This window comes from Sphingobium olei, assembly GCF_042678845.1.
GTDB lineage: Bacteria > Pseudomonadota > Alphaproteobacteria > Sphingomonadales > Sphingomonadaceae > Sphingobium > Sphingobium olei.
In genome coordinates, this window is record NZ_JBHTLS010000127.1 from 43331 (window position 1) to 57056 (window position 13726).

Annotated in this window: 16 protein-coding genes; all 16 read left to right on the forward strand. The window is 63.8% G+C overall.

All coding sequences use genetic code 11. From position 1 onward, the window contains the following. Nucleotides 1-88 precede the first annotated feature (88 nt). The 16 genes from ACFQ24_RS12620 to nuoK all read left to right on the forward strand — a co-directional run bounded on the left by ACFQ24_RS12620 (nucleotide 89) and on the right by nuoK (nucleotide 13725). Nucleotides 89-1177: a L,D-transpeptidase family protein gene (locus tag ACFQ24_RS12620; protein ID WP_380911715.1), complete on the forward strand. Its 1089-nt coding sequence runs from the start codon at nucleotides 89-91 to the stop codon at nucleotides 1175-1177. Beyond that, nucleotides 1174-1740, forward strand: coding sequence for a M23 family metallopeptidase (locus tag ACFQ24_RS12625; protein WP_380911717.1), 567 nt, complete (start codon nucleotides 1174-1176; stop codon nucleotides 1738-1740). The genes ACFQ24_RS12620 and ACFQ24_RS12625 overlap by 4 nt, the downstream gene beginning before the upstream one ends. 226 nt (nucleotides 1741-1966) lie before the next feature. After that, on the forward strand, nucleotides 1967-2530 hold the full coding sequence (gene efp / locus ACFQ24_RS12630; RefSeq protein ID WP_380911719.1) for an elongation factor P: 564 nt from the start codon (nucleotides 1967-1969) through the stop codon (nucleotides 2528-2530). Further along, complete coding sequence (locus ACFQ24_RS12635; protein ID WP_380911721.1) at nucleotides 2530-2925, forward strand: hypothetical protein; 396 nt, start codon at nucleotides 2530-2532, stop codon at nucleotides 2923-2925. Before efp ends, ACFQ24_RS12635 begins: the two co-directional genes overlap by 1 nt. Before the next feature lie 49 nt (nucleotides 2926-2974). Continuing rightward, a complete protein-coding gene (locus ACFQ24_RS12640) occupies nucleotides 2975-3790 on the forward strand; it encodes an inositol monophosphatase family protein (protein WP_380911723.1) in 816 nt (271 codons plus the stop codon). 126 nt (nucleotides 3791-3916) lie between these two features. After that, nucleotides 3917-4291, forward strand: a complete 375-nt coding sequence (locus ACFQ24_RS12645) for an NADH-quinone oxidoreductase subunit A (protein ID WP_373932558.1) — start codon at nucleotides 3917-3919, stop codon at nucleotides 4289-4291. Then, a complete protein-coding gene (locus ACFQ24_RS12650; RefSeq protein WP_066767273.1) occupies nucleotides 4282-4836 on the forward strand; it encodes a NuoB/complex I 20 kDa subunit family protein in 555 nt (184 codons plus the stop codon). The genes ACFQ24_RS12645 and ACFQ24_RS12650 overlap by 10 nt, the downstream gene beginning before the upstream one ends. Before the next feature lies 1 nt (nucleotide 4837). Further along, on the forward strand, nucleotides 4838-5728 hold the full coding sequence (locus ACFQ24_RS12655; RefSeq protein ID WP_380911726.1) for an NADH-quinone oxidoreductase subunit C: 891 nt from the start codon (nucleotides 4838-4840) through the stop codon (nucleotides 5726-5728). Then, entirely contained in the window at nucleotides 5728-6963 is a 1236-nt protein-coding gene (locus ACFQ24_RS12660) for an NADH-quinone oxidoreductase subunit D (RefSeq protein WP_380911728.1), read from the forward strand. The genes ACFQ24_RS12655 and ACFQ24_RS12660 overlap by 1 nt, the downstream gene beginning before the upstream one ends. 279 nt (nucleotides 6964-7242) lie before the next feature. Further along, entirely contained in the window at nucleotides 7243-7911 is a 669-nt protein-coding gene (nuoE, locus tag ACFQ24_RS12665) for an NADH-quinone oxidoreductase subunit NuoE (RefSeq protein ID WP_380911730.1), read from the forward strand. After that, nucleotides 7908-9245, forward strand: a complete 1338-nt coding sequence (nuoF, locus tag ACFQ24_RS12670) for an NADH-quinone oxidoreductase subunit NuoF (protein WP_380911732.1) — start codon at nucleotides 7908-7910, stop codon at nucleotides 9243-9245. Before nuoE ends, nuoF begins: the two co-directional genes overlap by 4 nt. A gap of 2 nt (nucleotides 9246-9247) precedes the next feature. Continuing rightward, nucleotides 9248-11254, forward strand: coding sequence for an NADH-quinone oxidoreductase subunit NuoG (gene nuoG / locus ACFQ24_RS12675; protein ID WP_380911734.1), 2007 nt, complete (start codon nucleotides 9248-9250; stop codon nucleotides 11252-11254). Continuing rightward, entirely contained in the window at nucleotides 11251-12300 is a 1050-nt protein-coding gene (nuoH, locus tag ACFQ24_RS12680) for an NADH-quinone oxidoreductase subunit NuoH (RefSeq protein WP_380911736.1), read from the forward strand. The genes nuoG and nuoH overlap by 4 nt, the downstream gene beginning before the upstream one ends. Continuing rightward, nucleotides 12297-12782 carry an NADH-quinone oxidoreductase subunit NuoI gene (nuoI, locus tag ACFQ24_RS12685; RefSeq protein WP_380911738.1) on the forward strand — a complete coding sequence of 162 codons (486 nt, stop codon included), beginning with the start codon at nucleotides 12297-12299 and terminating at the stop codon, nucleotides 12780-12782. The genes nuoH and nuoI overlap by 4 nt, the downstream gene beginning before the upstream one ends. A 29-nt stretch (nucleotides 12783-12811) precedes the next feature. Next, nucleotides 12812-13423: an NADH-quinone oxidoreductase subunit J gene (locus tag ACFQ24_RS12690; protein ID WP_380911740.1), complete on the forward strand. Its 612-nt coding sequence runs from the start codon at nucleotides 12812-12814 to the stop codon at nucleotides 13421-13423. After that, nucleotides 13420-13725 carry an NADH-quinone oxidoreductase subunit NuoK gene (gene nuoK / locus ACFQ24_RS12695; protein ID WP_066697213.1) on the forward strand — a complete coding sequence of 102 codons (306 nt, stop codon included), beginning with the start codon at nucleotides 13420-13422 and terminating at the stop codon, nucleotides 13723-13725. Before ACFQ24_RS12690 ends, nuoK begins: the two co-directional genes overlap by 4 nt. The last annotated feature ends 1 nt before the right edge of the window (nucleotide 13726 follow it).

The following is a 13726-nucleotide window of genomic DNA, read 5'->3' on the forward strand; positions in this document are numbered from 1 at the left end:
GAAAATCCGCCTGCGCGCCACAGGATAAGGAAGCAGCCTTCCGGGCTTTGATGCGTTTTTCGGCCGAGAGGAAAAGGGAGAGCCAGCCTTGAAGACATCGATCCTGACCGCCGCCTTGCTGTGCAGCGCCTGCAACATATCGATCAGCGACGGCAATGACAGCGCGGCCGCCAACGCCACGAAGCCCAAGCCGGCGCAGTCTGGCGCTTTGTCGGAAACCGATTATGCGTTTGAGACGGTGGAGGAACCGGCGGGCAAGGCGCCCCAGATCAACCGCATCCTGCAGGCGCAGGTCGCGCTCGACCGGCGCGGCTTTTCGCCCGGCGTGATCGACGGCAAGGACGGGATGAGCTTCAAGGCGGCATTGCGCGGTTTCCAGGAGGCGAACGACCTGCCCGCCACAGGAACCTATGACGAGAAGACGGCCGCCGCCCTTCTGGCCGGGCAGCAGGTGCCCGATAGCTGGCTTGTCCGCATACCGGCCAATTTCGCGCGCGGCCCCTTCTTCAATATTCCCAAGGGGTTGAACGAGCAGGCGAAGCTGCCGGCGCTGACCTATCGCAACCTGCTGGAAAAGCTGGCCGAGCGGTTCCACACCACGCCCGAAACGCTGGTGGCGCTGAACCCGCCGGGGACGAAGGTGGGCGCGGGCTCGACAGTCCGGGTGCCCGCCATAGCCAACCAGCCGGTCGCGCGGATCGAGGGCGACGAAAGGGGCTGGGGCGAGACGCTCGCCAGCCTCGGCGTCGCCAAGGAGCAGCCGCAAGCGGATCATCTGGTGGTCGACAAGTCGGAGGGATTGCTGAAAGTCTATGATGCGCAGGAAAAGCTGATCGCGCAGTTCCCCGTCACCACCGGATCGGAGCATGATCCGCTGCCGATCGGCGAATGGACGATCAAGGGGATCAGCCGCAATCCCGACTTCCACTACAATCCGGACCTGTTCTGGGACGCGTCGTCCAAGGACGAGAAGGCGGTGCTGAAGCCCGGACCCAATGGGCCGGTGGGCATCGTGTGGATCGACCTGTCCAAGGATCATTACGGCATCCACGGCACGCCCGAACCGCAGACCATTGGCCGGACCGAAAGCCATGGCTGCATTCGCCTGACCAATTGGGACGCCGCCCGGCTCGCGCAGATGGTGAAGAGCGGGGTGAAGGCGACGTTTCAGGCATGAGATGGCGGTTGTGGGGCAGCGTGGCGATCGCGCTGCTGCTCTGCGTCGCATTCGTCCGCTTTTGCGTGCGGATCGTCCCGGCGGGCGCGCCTTCGCCGGTGGTGGAGGCGCAGGGCGAGGCTGTCGATGCAGGCCCGCTGCTGGTCCCGGTGGAGGGCGTGCCGCCCTCCGCCTTGACCGACACCTTTACAGAGGCGCGGGCGGGCGGCGCGCGGGCGCATGACGCGATCGACATCATGGCAGCGCGCGGTGCGGGCGTCGTCGCCGCCGCCGATGGTCGGGTGGAAAAGATTTTCTGGAGCGAAGCGGGGGGGCGCACCCTCTATCAGCGCTCGGCGGACGGGCGCTTCTCCTATTATTACGCGCATCTGGACGGCTATGCGCCCGGCATCCATGAAGGGCAGATGCTGCGGCGCGGCCAGCGCATCGCGAGCGTGGGCAGCACCGGCAATGCCGATCCGTCCGCCCCGCATCTCCATTTCGCGGTTCATGTGATGGGGCCGGGCGATCCCTGGCAGGGCGGGCGGGCGATCAATCCCTATCCGCTGCTCGTGTCTCGCTGACCTGTCCTAAGCGGGCGCCGACCTCCTATAATGGCGTCAATCGCGCAGGAAAATGTCCTACATAGGACATGAAACGCCGATTTCTGCGGGACATATGCGAAGTCAAGCGCGCAATCTCCGACAGACGCAGCCCTCTTGCCCTTCGCCCCGGAGCGCTGTAAACGCGCGCCAGCCTCATGCGAGGCCGGCTCTTTTCCACCATCAGACATATAGGCAGGCTCTTCCCATGAAGATCAGCGGCGTGGACATCCGTCCCGGCAACAACATCGAATATGAAGGCGGCCTGTGGCGCGCCGTGAAGATCCAGCACACCCAGCCCGGCAAGGGCGGCGCCTATATGCAGGTGGAACTCAAGAACCTGATCGATGGCCGCAAGAACAATGTCCGCTTCCGCTCGGCCGAAACGGTCGAGCGCATCCGCCTCGACACCAAGGATTTCCAGTATCTCTATGCCGAAGGCGACATGCTGGTGTTCATGGACACCGAAACCTACGAGCAGATCAACCTGGCGCAGGATCTGATCGGCGACGCCTCCGCCTTCCTGCAGGACGGCATGATGGTCGTGCTCGAAATGTATGAGGATCGTCCGATCAGCGTCCAGTTGCCCGAAACCATCGAAGCGACGGTCGTGGAGGCCGACGCCGTGGTGAAGGGGCAGACCGCTTCCGCCAGCTACAAGCCCGCGATCCTGGACAATGGCGTGCGCGTCATGGTGCCGCCACACATCGTCACCGGCACCCGCATCGTCGTCGACGTCTATGCGCGCGAATATGTGAAGCGGGCCGACTGATGATCGTCCGCAGCGCGTTCCTGATCGCGGCGGCCGCCCTGTCGGCGCCCGCGCTCGCCGCCGGGCCGGCTGCGCCGACGAAGGCGCAGCTGGACACGGCCGCCTTTCACCTCAAGGTGCTGATGAGCGCGCTCCAGTCCAAGGAGGTCGACGACCCGATCAAGAACGCGCTGTTCGTCTGCTTCTACGAAAATCCGTTCGGCAAGGTCAGCGACGCCACCACGAAGGTGCTGGCGGGCAACAAGCTCGACGCCAAGGATCCGAACAAGGTGCTGACGGTAATGGCAGGCGTCTGCGGTTTCCGCCCCGGCGGCACGGCACCGCCGCCGCCCGGCGTTCCGCCAAAGGGTGCCGCGCCGAAATCCGGTCCGCCGCAGAAGCCCAAGAGCCGCTGACCCACTTCCAACCCATCTTCTCCGCCCGGCGGGGAAGGGAGACATAATAATGGTATCGCACTCCGGCCTTCTCACCGTCATGGAACGCGCCGCGCGCAAGGCGGGCTCCAAGCTCCGCCGCGACTTCGGCGAGGTCGAGCATCTTCAGGTCAGCCGCAAGGGGCCGGCCGACTTCGTGTCCAAGGCGGACCAGCAGGCGGAACGTACGCTGGTCGAGGAATTGCAGAAGGCGCGTCCCGACTGGGGCTTCCTGCTGGAAGAGGGCGGGGTGATCGAAGGCGATCCCACCAAGCCGCGCTGGATCATCGATCCGCTGGACGGCACGACCAATTTCCTGCACGGCATCCCCCATTTCGCCATCTCGATCGCGGTGGAGGAACCGCTGTTCGGCGGGCAGAAGCGGGAGGTGACGACGGGCCTGGTCTATCAGCCCGTCACCGACGAAAGCTACTGGGCGGAAAAGAGCCGGGGCGCGTGGCGGCATGACCAGCGGCTGCGCGTGTCGTCGCGCCGCGACCTGGGCGATTGCCTGATCGCCACCGGCATTCCGTTCATGGGCCATGGCGACATGGCGCAGTGGACGCGCATCTTCGGCGCGGTGGCCCCCTCCGTGGCGGGCCTTCGCCGCTTCGGCGCGGCGGCGCTCGACCTCGCGCATGTCGCGTCTGGCCGCTACGACGGCTTCTGGGAAAGCGGCCTCCAGCCTTGGGACATGGCGGCGGGTCTGCTGCTCGTGCGGGAAGCGGGCGGCTTCACCAGCGATTTCCGGGGCGGCGACCAGATGATCGACCGCAAGGAAGTGATCGCGGGCAACGACGCCATTCATTCCAAATTACATAAGTTGGTGGCTGGCGCGTTGCGCTGACGTATAAGGGCCAAGCGCTTCAGGCACTTGGCCTTTTTGCGATTCATTCTCACCGCCGTCGCCCCTTGCTTCGCATATGCAGCGGGCCTAAAGCGCGCCCACAACCTTTTCGCCCAGGGGATTCCGTTGGTCGATCTTAGCCAATATCTGCCGATCCTGATCTTTCTCGGGGTCGCCTTGCTGCTCTCGGGGACATTCGTGTTCCTGCCGATGCTGGTCGGCCGCCTGACCGGCGCGCATCAGCCCGACCCCGCCAAGCTCAGCGAATATGAGTGCGGCTTTCCGGCGTTCGAGGAACCGCGCAGCCAGTTCGACGTGCGTTTCTATCTGGTCGCCATCCTCTTCATCATCTTCGATCTTGAAGCGGCGTTCCTGTTTCCCTGGGCGGTGAGCCTCGACCAGATCGGCTGGGCCGGCTGGGCGACGATGATGATCTTCATAGCGGAGCTGGTGCTCGGCCTCGTCTATGCGTGGAAGAAGGGAGCACTCGATTGGGAGTAGAACTCGAACGGCCCGCGCCCGGCACGCTTCTGCCCGCCGGCACGCAGCCCGATCAGGCCTTCTTTGACTCGCTGAACAGCGAAGTCACCGACAAGGGCTTCCTCGTCACCTCGACCGAGGAGCTGTTCCAGTGGGCGCGCACCGGTTCGCTCTGGTGGATGACCTTCGGCCTGGCCTGCTGCGCGGTGGAGATGATCCACGTGAACATGCCGCGATACGACATGGAGCGCTTCGGCGCGGCGCCGCGTGCATCCCCGCGCCAGTCGGACGTGATGATCGTTGCGGGCACGCTGTGCAACAAGATGGCCCCGGCGCTGCGCAAGGTCTATGACCAGATGTCCAACCCGAAATATGTGATTTCGATGGGCAGCTGCGCGAATGGCGGCGGCTATTATCACTACAGCTATTCCGTTGTGCGCGGATGCGACCGCATCGTGCCGGTGGATATCTACGTCCCCGGTTGCCCCCCGACGGCCGAAGCGCTGCTGTACGGCGTGATGCAGTTGCAGCGGAAGATCCGCCGCATCGGAACGATTGAGCGCTGATATGGGCCATTCCGCACCGAAGATCGCGATCATCGATGGCATTGCCGAGGAAATCGGCGGCCTGCTGGGGGCGATGCTGATCGACACCGTCCATCATGCCGACGAATATAGCTTCACCGTGGTTCGGGAGAGCCTGGCCGACGCCATGACGCTGCTGCGCGACCGTGCGCAGTATCAGCAGCTGATGGAAATCGCCGGGGTCGACTATCCCGACCGGGCCGAACGGTTCGAGGTGGTCTATCATCTGCTCAGTGTCACGCGGAACCATCGCATCCGCCTGAAGGTGACGACTGACGAGGATACGCCCGTTCCCACGGTCACGCACATCTGGCCGGTCGCCGGCTGGCTGGAACGCGAGGTGTTCGACATGTATGGCGTGGTGTTCGACGGTAACACCGACCTGCGCCGCATCCTCACCGACTATGGCTTCCGCGGCCATCCGCAGCGCAAGGACTTTCCGCTGACCGGCTATGTCGAGATGTGGTACAGCGAGGAAGACAAGCGCGTCGTCTACAAGCCGGTGCAGCTGGCCCAGGACTTCCGCAGCTTCGACTTCATGAGCCCATGGGAAGGCGCGGAATATATCCTTCCCGGCGACGAGAAGGCGCCCCAGGCTCCCGGCGCGCCGTCGCCTGCCGCCGCGCCGCCGCCTCCTCCCGCAGCGCCAAAGGGCGACGCTGCCGCCGGCACGCCCAAGGTGACGGAGAAGAAGGAAGACACGGGCGCGGGCGAACCCGCCAACAAGGAAGCCGCCAAGGCGACCGAGGAAAAGCCCGTGCCGCATGGCGCTTCGACCTCGCAGGGCGAAGTGAAGGCCGAACCCGCTCACAACCCGGCCGAGGTGAACGCCGACAAGGGCGAGGGCACCGCAAAGCCCGAGGATAAGGCCTGATGGCAGACTATCTCGACGAACTGGAGCACCGCACCGACGCCAGCGACCCCACGCTGGGCGATACGGACATCCAGAATTATACGATCAACTTCGGTCCCCAGCACCCGGCGGCGCACGGCGTGCTGCGTCTGGTCATGGAACTGGACGGCGAGATCGTGGAGCGGTGCGACCCGCATGTCGGGCTGCTGCATCGCGGCACCGAGAAGCTGATCGAGTATAAGACCTATCTTCAGGCGCTGCCCTATTTCGACCGGCTCGACTATTGCTCGCCCATGGGGATGGAGCACAGCTATGTGCTGGCGGTCGAAAAGCTGCTGAACCTCGAAGTGCCGATCCGCGCGCAATATCTGCGCACCTTCTTCGCGGAACTCACCCGCATCAAGAACCACATGCTGAACCTGGGTTCGCACGTCATGGACGTGGGCGCGATGACGCCCAACCTGTGGCTGTTCGAGCTGCGCGAAGACTGCATGAACTTCTATGAGCGGGCGTCGGGCGCGCGGATGCATGCGGCCTATTTCCGGCCGGGCGGCGTGCATCAGGATGTGCCGCTCAAGCTGTTGACCGACATCGCCGACTGGCTCGACACCCGCCTGCCGCGCCTGTTCGAGGATGCGATCAGCCTGGTCGCGGACAACCGCATCTTCAAGCAGCGCAATGTCGACATTGCCGTGGTGAGCAAGGAAGACGCGCTGAAATGGGGCTTTTCCGGCCCGATGCTGCGCGGATCCGGCATCGCATGGGACATCCGCAAGGCGCAGCCTTACGACGTCTATGACCGCATGGACTTCGACATTCCGGTCGGCACCAATTTCGACTGCTACGACCGGTTCATGGTCCGCGTCGAGGAAGTGCGTCAGTCCGCGCGCATCATGAAGCAGTGCCTGAACGAGATGCCCGAAGGCCCGGTGCTGTCGCTCGACACCAAGGTCGCGCCGCCGCGCCGGGGCGAGATGAAGCGCTCGATGGAAGCGCTGATCCACCACTTCAAGCTTTATACCGAGGGCTTCCACGTGCCCGCCGGCGAAGTCTATGTGGCGACCGAAAGCCCCAAGGGCGAATTCGGCGTCTATCTGGTGAGCGACGGCAGCAACAAGCCCTATCGCTGCAAGATCCGCCCGACCGCCTTCAGCCACCTGCAGGCGATGGACTTCATGATGAAGGGCCACATGCTTGCCGACACCACCGCCGTCCTCGGCGCGATGGACATCGTGTTCGGGGAGTGTGACCGGTGAGGTTTCTCGAATCGTATAGGCAACAGTTGGCTGACGAGGCGGCGGGACGTAGCCATCAGTTCACCGATATTTTGCGATACTTCCGAGCTTTCTGGATTGGGTCCACCTTCCTAGGACTAGTCGCTGCGGGTTGGTTGATCGCGTCTGAGCTTCGCAATCCTTATCCGGGCGGTGGTTGGGGGTTCATCATCGGACCGGTCCTGGCGATTGTGATCGCAGTTGCCGGTCGGATACCATACGCGATAGCGCAGCTTTTTCTATCAGTGAGGCCAGAACATAATGGCTGACGCAATTCATATTCCGGACGAAGCCGAGACCCGCGCGCGCTGGGGCGCGTTTGCGTGGACGGCTGAAAACGCCGCGCACGCCGAGAAGATCATCGCGCGCTATCCTGCCGGCCGTCAGCAGTCCGCTGTGATGCCGTTGCTCGATCTCGCCCAGCGGCAGGTGGGCGCGGAGACGCAGACGCAGGGGTGGTTGCCCGTGCCGGTGATGGAATATATCGGGCGTCAGCTCGATATGCCGTACATGCGCGTCTATGAGGTCGCGACCTTCTACACCATGTACAATCTGGCCCCGGTCGGCCGCTATCATGTGCAGGTGTGCGGCACGACGCCCTGCATGTTGCGCGGCTCCGACGATGTCATGGCGGCCTGCAAGAATAAGGGGCTGATCAAGGGTTCGACCACGCCGGACGGCCTTTTCACCCTGACCGAGGTCGAGTGTCTGGGTGCCTGCGCCAACGCGCCGATGGTCCAGATCAACGACGACAATTACGAAGACCTGACCTACGACAGCATGAGCGCGATCCTGGAAACGCTCGCCTCCGGCGGCCAGCCCAAGATCGGCCCGCAGATCGACCGCCAGACCAGCGCGCCGGAAGGCGGACCGACTACGCTGAAAGAGATGGTCAGCGAAAATCATGACTATCGGGGAGAGTGGGCATGACCGACGCACCCGCAGCACCGGCGCCTTTCGTCGGCCCGCTGGCCGACAAGGACCGCATCTTCACCAACGTCCATGGCTTCCAGGATTGGGGCATCGACGCCGCGATGAAGCGCGGCGACTGGGACGATACGAAGAAGCTGATGGAGATCGGCCAGGACGCCATCATCGACATCATCAAGGCGTCGAACCTGCGCGGCCGCGGCGGCGCGGGCTTTCCGACCGGCATGAAGTGGAGCTTCATGCCCAAGGAGAGCAAGGATGGCCGCCCGAGCTTCCTGGTCATCAACGCGGACGAATCCGAACCCGGTTCGTGCAAAGACCGCGAGATCATCCGCCACGATCCGCACAAGCTGATCGAAGGTGCGCTGATCGCCGGCTTCGCGATGCGGGCGCGCGCCGCATACATCTATATTCGCGGCGAATTCATCTACGAAGCGAAGGTGCTCTTCGCCGCTGTCGAGCAGGCCTATGAAAAGGGCTTCCTCGGCAAGAACGCCTGCGGCTCCGGCTATGATTTCGACGTCTTCGTCCATCGCGGCGCGGGCGCCTATATCTGCGGCGAGGAAACCGCGCAGATCGAGAGCCTTGAGGGCAAGAAGGGGCAGCCTCGCCTGAAGCCGCCTTTCCCGGCGGGCGCGGGCCTTTATGGCTGTCCGACCACGGTCAACAATGTGGAATCGATTGCGGTCAGCCCGACGATCCTGCGGCGCGGCGCGGCCTGGTTCAACGGCTTCGGGCGCGAGAATAATCGCGGCACAAAGCTGTTCCAGATCAGCGGCCATGTGAACAAGCCCTGCGTGGTCGAAGAGAGCATGTCGATCCCGTTCCGCGAACTGATCGACCGCCATTGCGGCGGCATCAGGGGCGGGTGGGACAATCTGCTCGCCGTGATCCCCGGCGGTTCCTCGGTCCCGCTGGTCCCCGCGAAGGAGATCATGGACGCGCCGATGGATTTCGACGGGCTGCGCGCGCTCGGCTCGGGCCTCGGCACCGCCGCCGTCATCGTCATGGACAAGTCCACCGACATCGTCCGCGCGATCAGCCGCCTCAGCTATTTCTACAAGCATGAAAGCTGCGGCCAGTGCACCCCCTGCCGCGAAGGCACCGGCTGGATGTGGCGCGTGATGGAACGGTTGCGCACCGGCGACGCGGACCAGAGCGAAATCGACATGCTGTTCCAGGTGACCAAGCAGGTCGAAGGCCACACCATCTGCGCGCTCGGCGACGCGGCGGCTTGGCCGATCCAGGGCCTCATCCGGCACTTCCGCCCGGAAATCGAGCGCCGGATCGCGGAAAACAAGGGTAGCGCCCCCGTCATGGAGGCAGCGGAGTAACCATGCCCAAGGTCAAAGTAGACGGCGTAGAAATCGAGGTTCCGGCGGGCGCGACGGTGCTGCAGGCATGCGAGCTTGCGGGCAAGGAAATCCCGCGTTTCTGCTATCATGAGCGTCTGAGCATCGCGGGCAATTGCCGCATGTGCCTGGTCGAAGTGAAGCCCGGACCGCCCAAGCCGCAGGCTTCGTGTGCGCTGCCGGCCGCAGAAAATCAGGAGATCTTCACCCAGACCGAGATGGTCAAGAAGGCGCGCGAAGGGGTGATGGAGTTCCTGCTCATCAACCACCCGCTCGACTGCCCTATCTGCGACCAGGGCGGCGAATGCGACCTGCAGGACCAGTCCATGGCCTATGGCCGGGGCGGTAGCCGCTTCGACGAGAACAAGCGCGCCGTCACCGAGAAATATATGGGTCCGATCGTCAAGACGGTCATGACCCGCTGCATCCAGTGTACCCGCTGCGTGCGTTTCGCGGAAGAAGTCGCTGGCGTGCCGGAGATCGGCGCGATCTATCGCGGCGAGAATATGCAGATCACCACCTATCTGGAACATGCCGCCAAGAGTGAGCTGTCGGGTAATGTGGTGGACCTGTGCCCGGTGGGCGCGCTGACGAGCAAGCCCTACGCGTTCGAGGCGCGTCCATGGGAGCTGAAAAAGACCCACGCCATCGACGTGATGGATGCTGTCGGCACCAACATCCGCCTCGACAGCCGGGGCCGTCAGGTGCTGCGCGCCGTGCCGCGCATCAATGACGACGTGAACGAGGAATGGGCGTCGGACAAAACCCGGCACAATGTCGATGGCCTGGTCCGCAAGCGGCTCGACAAGCCCTTCGTGCGCAAGGACGGCAAGCTGGTCCCCGCCAGCTGGGAAGAGGCGTTCAAAGCCGTCGCGGCCGTGCAGCATGGCGGTAGCGTCGCGGCCATTGCCGGCGACCTGCTGGATTGCGAGACGATGTTCGCCGGCAAGCTGCTGGTCGAAAAGCTGGGCGGCACGATGCTGGAAGGGCGTCAGACCGGGATGGACTATGACGTGTCCAGCCTGTCGGCGGTCGTGTTCAACACGCCGCTGGCCGATCTGGAAACGGCCGACGTCATCCTGCTGGTCGGCACCAACCTGCGCTGGGAAGCGCCGCTGGTGAACACACGGCTTCGCAAGGCAATCAAGAAGGGCGCGAAGGTCTTTGCTATCGGGCCCGAATATGACCTGACCTACAAGGTCGAATGGCTGGGCAACGACGCCTCTCTGCTCGGCAAGCTGCCGCAGGTGGTGCTGGATGCGTTTGGCGGCGCGGCGCGTCCTGCGCTGATCGTGGGCGGCGGCGTTCTTGCGACACCCGGCGCGCATGGCGACACGCTGGCGCTGGTCGAGACGCTGGGGCTCATCAAGGGCAATTGGAACGGGTACAACCTGCTCCACTTCGCGGCGGCGCGCATGGGCGCGCTGCTGCTGGGCTTTGCGATGGACGGCGGCATCAAGGCGATGGCCGCGGCCAAGCCGAAGCTGCTGTTCTCGCTCGGCGCGGACGAGGTGGACTATTCCGCGTTCGAGGGCAGCTTCAAGGTCTATGTCGGCCATCATGGCGACAAGGGCGCGCATGCGGCCGACGTGATCCTGCCCGGCGCGAGCTACGCCGAGAAGGCCGGCACCTATGTCAACCTGGAAGGCCGGGTGCAGCGCGGCGACAAGGCCGTGTTCGCGCCGGGCGATGCGCGGGAGGACTGGTCTATCCTGCGCGCGCTGTCCGACGTGATGGGTGCGCGCCTGCCGTTCGACAGCTTCGACCAGCTCCGCGCGCGGATGGCGGAGGCGGTGCCTGCGCTGGGTGTCGAGGGGCTGGCGGATTATGGCTGGTCTATCCCATCGCTGCCGACCGGCGCGACCGGGCCGCTCGCTTCTCCGATCAAGGATTTCTACCTCACCAACGCGATCTGCCGCGCCAGCCCGACGATGCAGCAATGCTCGGCCGAGCTGATCCATGGAGAGAGTTTCGCGGAGGCCGCAGAATGACCGCTTTTTTCCAGAATCTCGGCCTGCCGTTCGAGGGTGCCTGGTTCCTGTCGACCATCATCGGCATTCTTCTGATCGCGCTGCCGGTCATGCTGGCGGTCGCGATGATCATCTATGCCGACCGCAAGATCTGGGCGGCGATGGCGCTGCGGCGCGGCCCCAATGTCGTCGGGCCGTTCGGCCTGCTCCAGTCGTTCGCGGACGGGCTGAAAGTATTCCTCCAGGAAACCATCATCCCCTCGGCCGCGAACAAGACCTTGTTCCTGATCGCGCCGATCATCACCTTCACGGTCGCGCTGATGGCCTGGGCGGTGGTGCCGTTCCAGGTGGGGGTGGTGCTGGCCAACATCAATGTCGGCCTGCTCTATATCCTCGCTATCTCGTCGCTCGGCGTCTATGGCGTGGTGCTGGCGGGGTGGGCGTCCAACTCCAAATATCCCTTCTATTCCGCAATCCGCGCCAGCGCGCAGATGATCAGCTATGAAGTCTCGATCGGCTTCATCCTGATCTGCGTCGTCCTGTGGGCGGGCAGCTTCAACCTGACCCAGATCGTGGAAAGCCAGAAGGGCTATTACGGCTTCCTGAACGGCAACGGTTTCAACCCGCTGCTCTTCCCGATGGCGATCATGTTCCTGATCAGCGCCATGGCGGAAACGGCGCGCGCGCCCTTCGACCTGACCGAAGCGGAGAGCGAACTGGTCGCGGGGTATCAGACCGAATATTCGTCCATGGCCTTCGCGCTCTACTGGCTTGGTGAGTATGCCAACGTCATCCTTATGTGCGCGCTGAACGCCATCCTGTTCTGGGGCGGATATTTGCCGCCGGTGGACTGGGCGCCGCTCTATCTGGTGCCGGGCATCCTCTGGCTGTTCGCCAAGATCCTGTTCTTCTTCTTCGTCTTCTCCTGGGTGAAGGCGACGGTGCCCCGCTACCGCTACGACCAGCTGATGCGGCTGGGCTGGAAAATCTTCCTGCCGACCTCGCTGCTGTTCGTGTTCCTGGTGTCGGGCTTCCTCATGCTGACGCGCTATGGAGGCGCACAATGAGCCTCGGTTACTACGTCAAAAGCTTCACCCTCTGGGAGTTCGTGAAGGCGCACTGGCTGACCTTGAAGTATTTCTTCAAGCCCAAGGCGACGATCAACTACCCTTATGAGAAGAACCCGATCTCGCCGCGGTTCCGGGGCGAACATGCGCTGCGTCGCTATCCCAACGGGGAAGAGCGTTGCATCGCGTGCAAGCTGTGCGAGGCGATCTGTCCGGCGCAGGCGATCACCATCGAGGCGCAGCCGCGCGAGGATGGCAGCCGCCGCACCACGCGCTACGACATCGACATGACCAAGTGCATCTATTGCGGTTTCTGCCAGGAAGCCTGCCCGGTGGATGCGGTCGTCGAGGGGCCGAACCTCGAATTTTCGACGGAAACCCGCGAGGAGCTGATCTACGACAAGGCGAAGCTCCTTGAGAATGGCGACAAATGGGAGCGCGCGATCGCCGCGAACCTTGCCGCCGATGCACCCTATCGTTAAGCCGCGCGCGCCAAGGGGAATATGAACCTGTGATTCACGTGCTAGCCTTTTACCTGTTCGCCATATTGGTGGTGAGCAGCGGCGCGCTCACCATATTGTCGCGCAACCCGGTCCATTCGGTGCTGTGGCTGATCCTGGCCTTCTTCAACGCGGCGGGCCTGATGGTGTTGCTGGGTGCCGAGTTCATCGCGATGCTTCTGGTCATCGTCTATGTCGGCGCGGTCGCGGTGCTGTTCCTGTTCGTGGTCATGATGCTCGACATCGACTTTGCCGAGCTGCGGGCCGGTTTCGTCGATTATCTGCCCTTCGGCCTGCTGATCGCGCTGGTGCTGCTGGCGGAGATCGTGCTGGGCATCGGCCTGTGGAGCGCCGGCCCCATCGAACTGGCGCAGCGCGCCGCTCCGGCCAACCCGGAACTGAGCAACATCCAGGCGATCGGCGGGCTTCTCTACACGCGCTACATCTTCCTGTTCGAAGCGGCGGGCATCGTCCTGCTGGTCGCGATGATCGGCGCGATCGTGCTGACCCATCGGGCGCGCGGCGGCGTGCGCCCGCAGAATATCGCGAAGCAGAACCGCCGCCGGCCGGAAGACGCCGTGCGCAACGTCAATCAGCCCGTCGGGCAGGGGGTGGAGCTGTGATCGGCCTTCAGCATTATATGGTCGTCAGCGCGATCCTGTTCGTGATGGGGGTGCTGGGCATCTTCATCAACCGCAAGAATGTCATCATCATCCTGATGGCGATCGAGCTGATCCTGCTCAGCGTGAACATAAACCTCGTCGCATTCAGCGCCTTCCTGGGCGATCTGGTGGGGCAGGTGTTCAGCATGTTCGTGCTGACCGTCGCGGCGGGCGAGGCGGCCATCGGCCTTGCCATCCTCGTCATCTACTTCCGCGGTCGCGGCACCATCGCCGTCGATGACATCAACCAGATGAAGGGCTGAG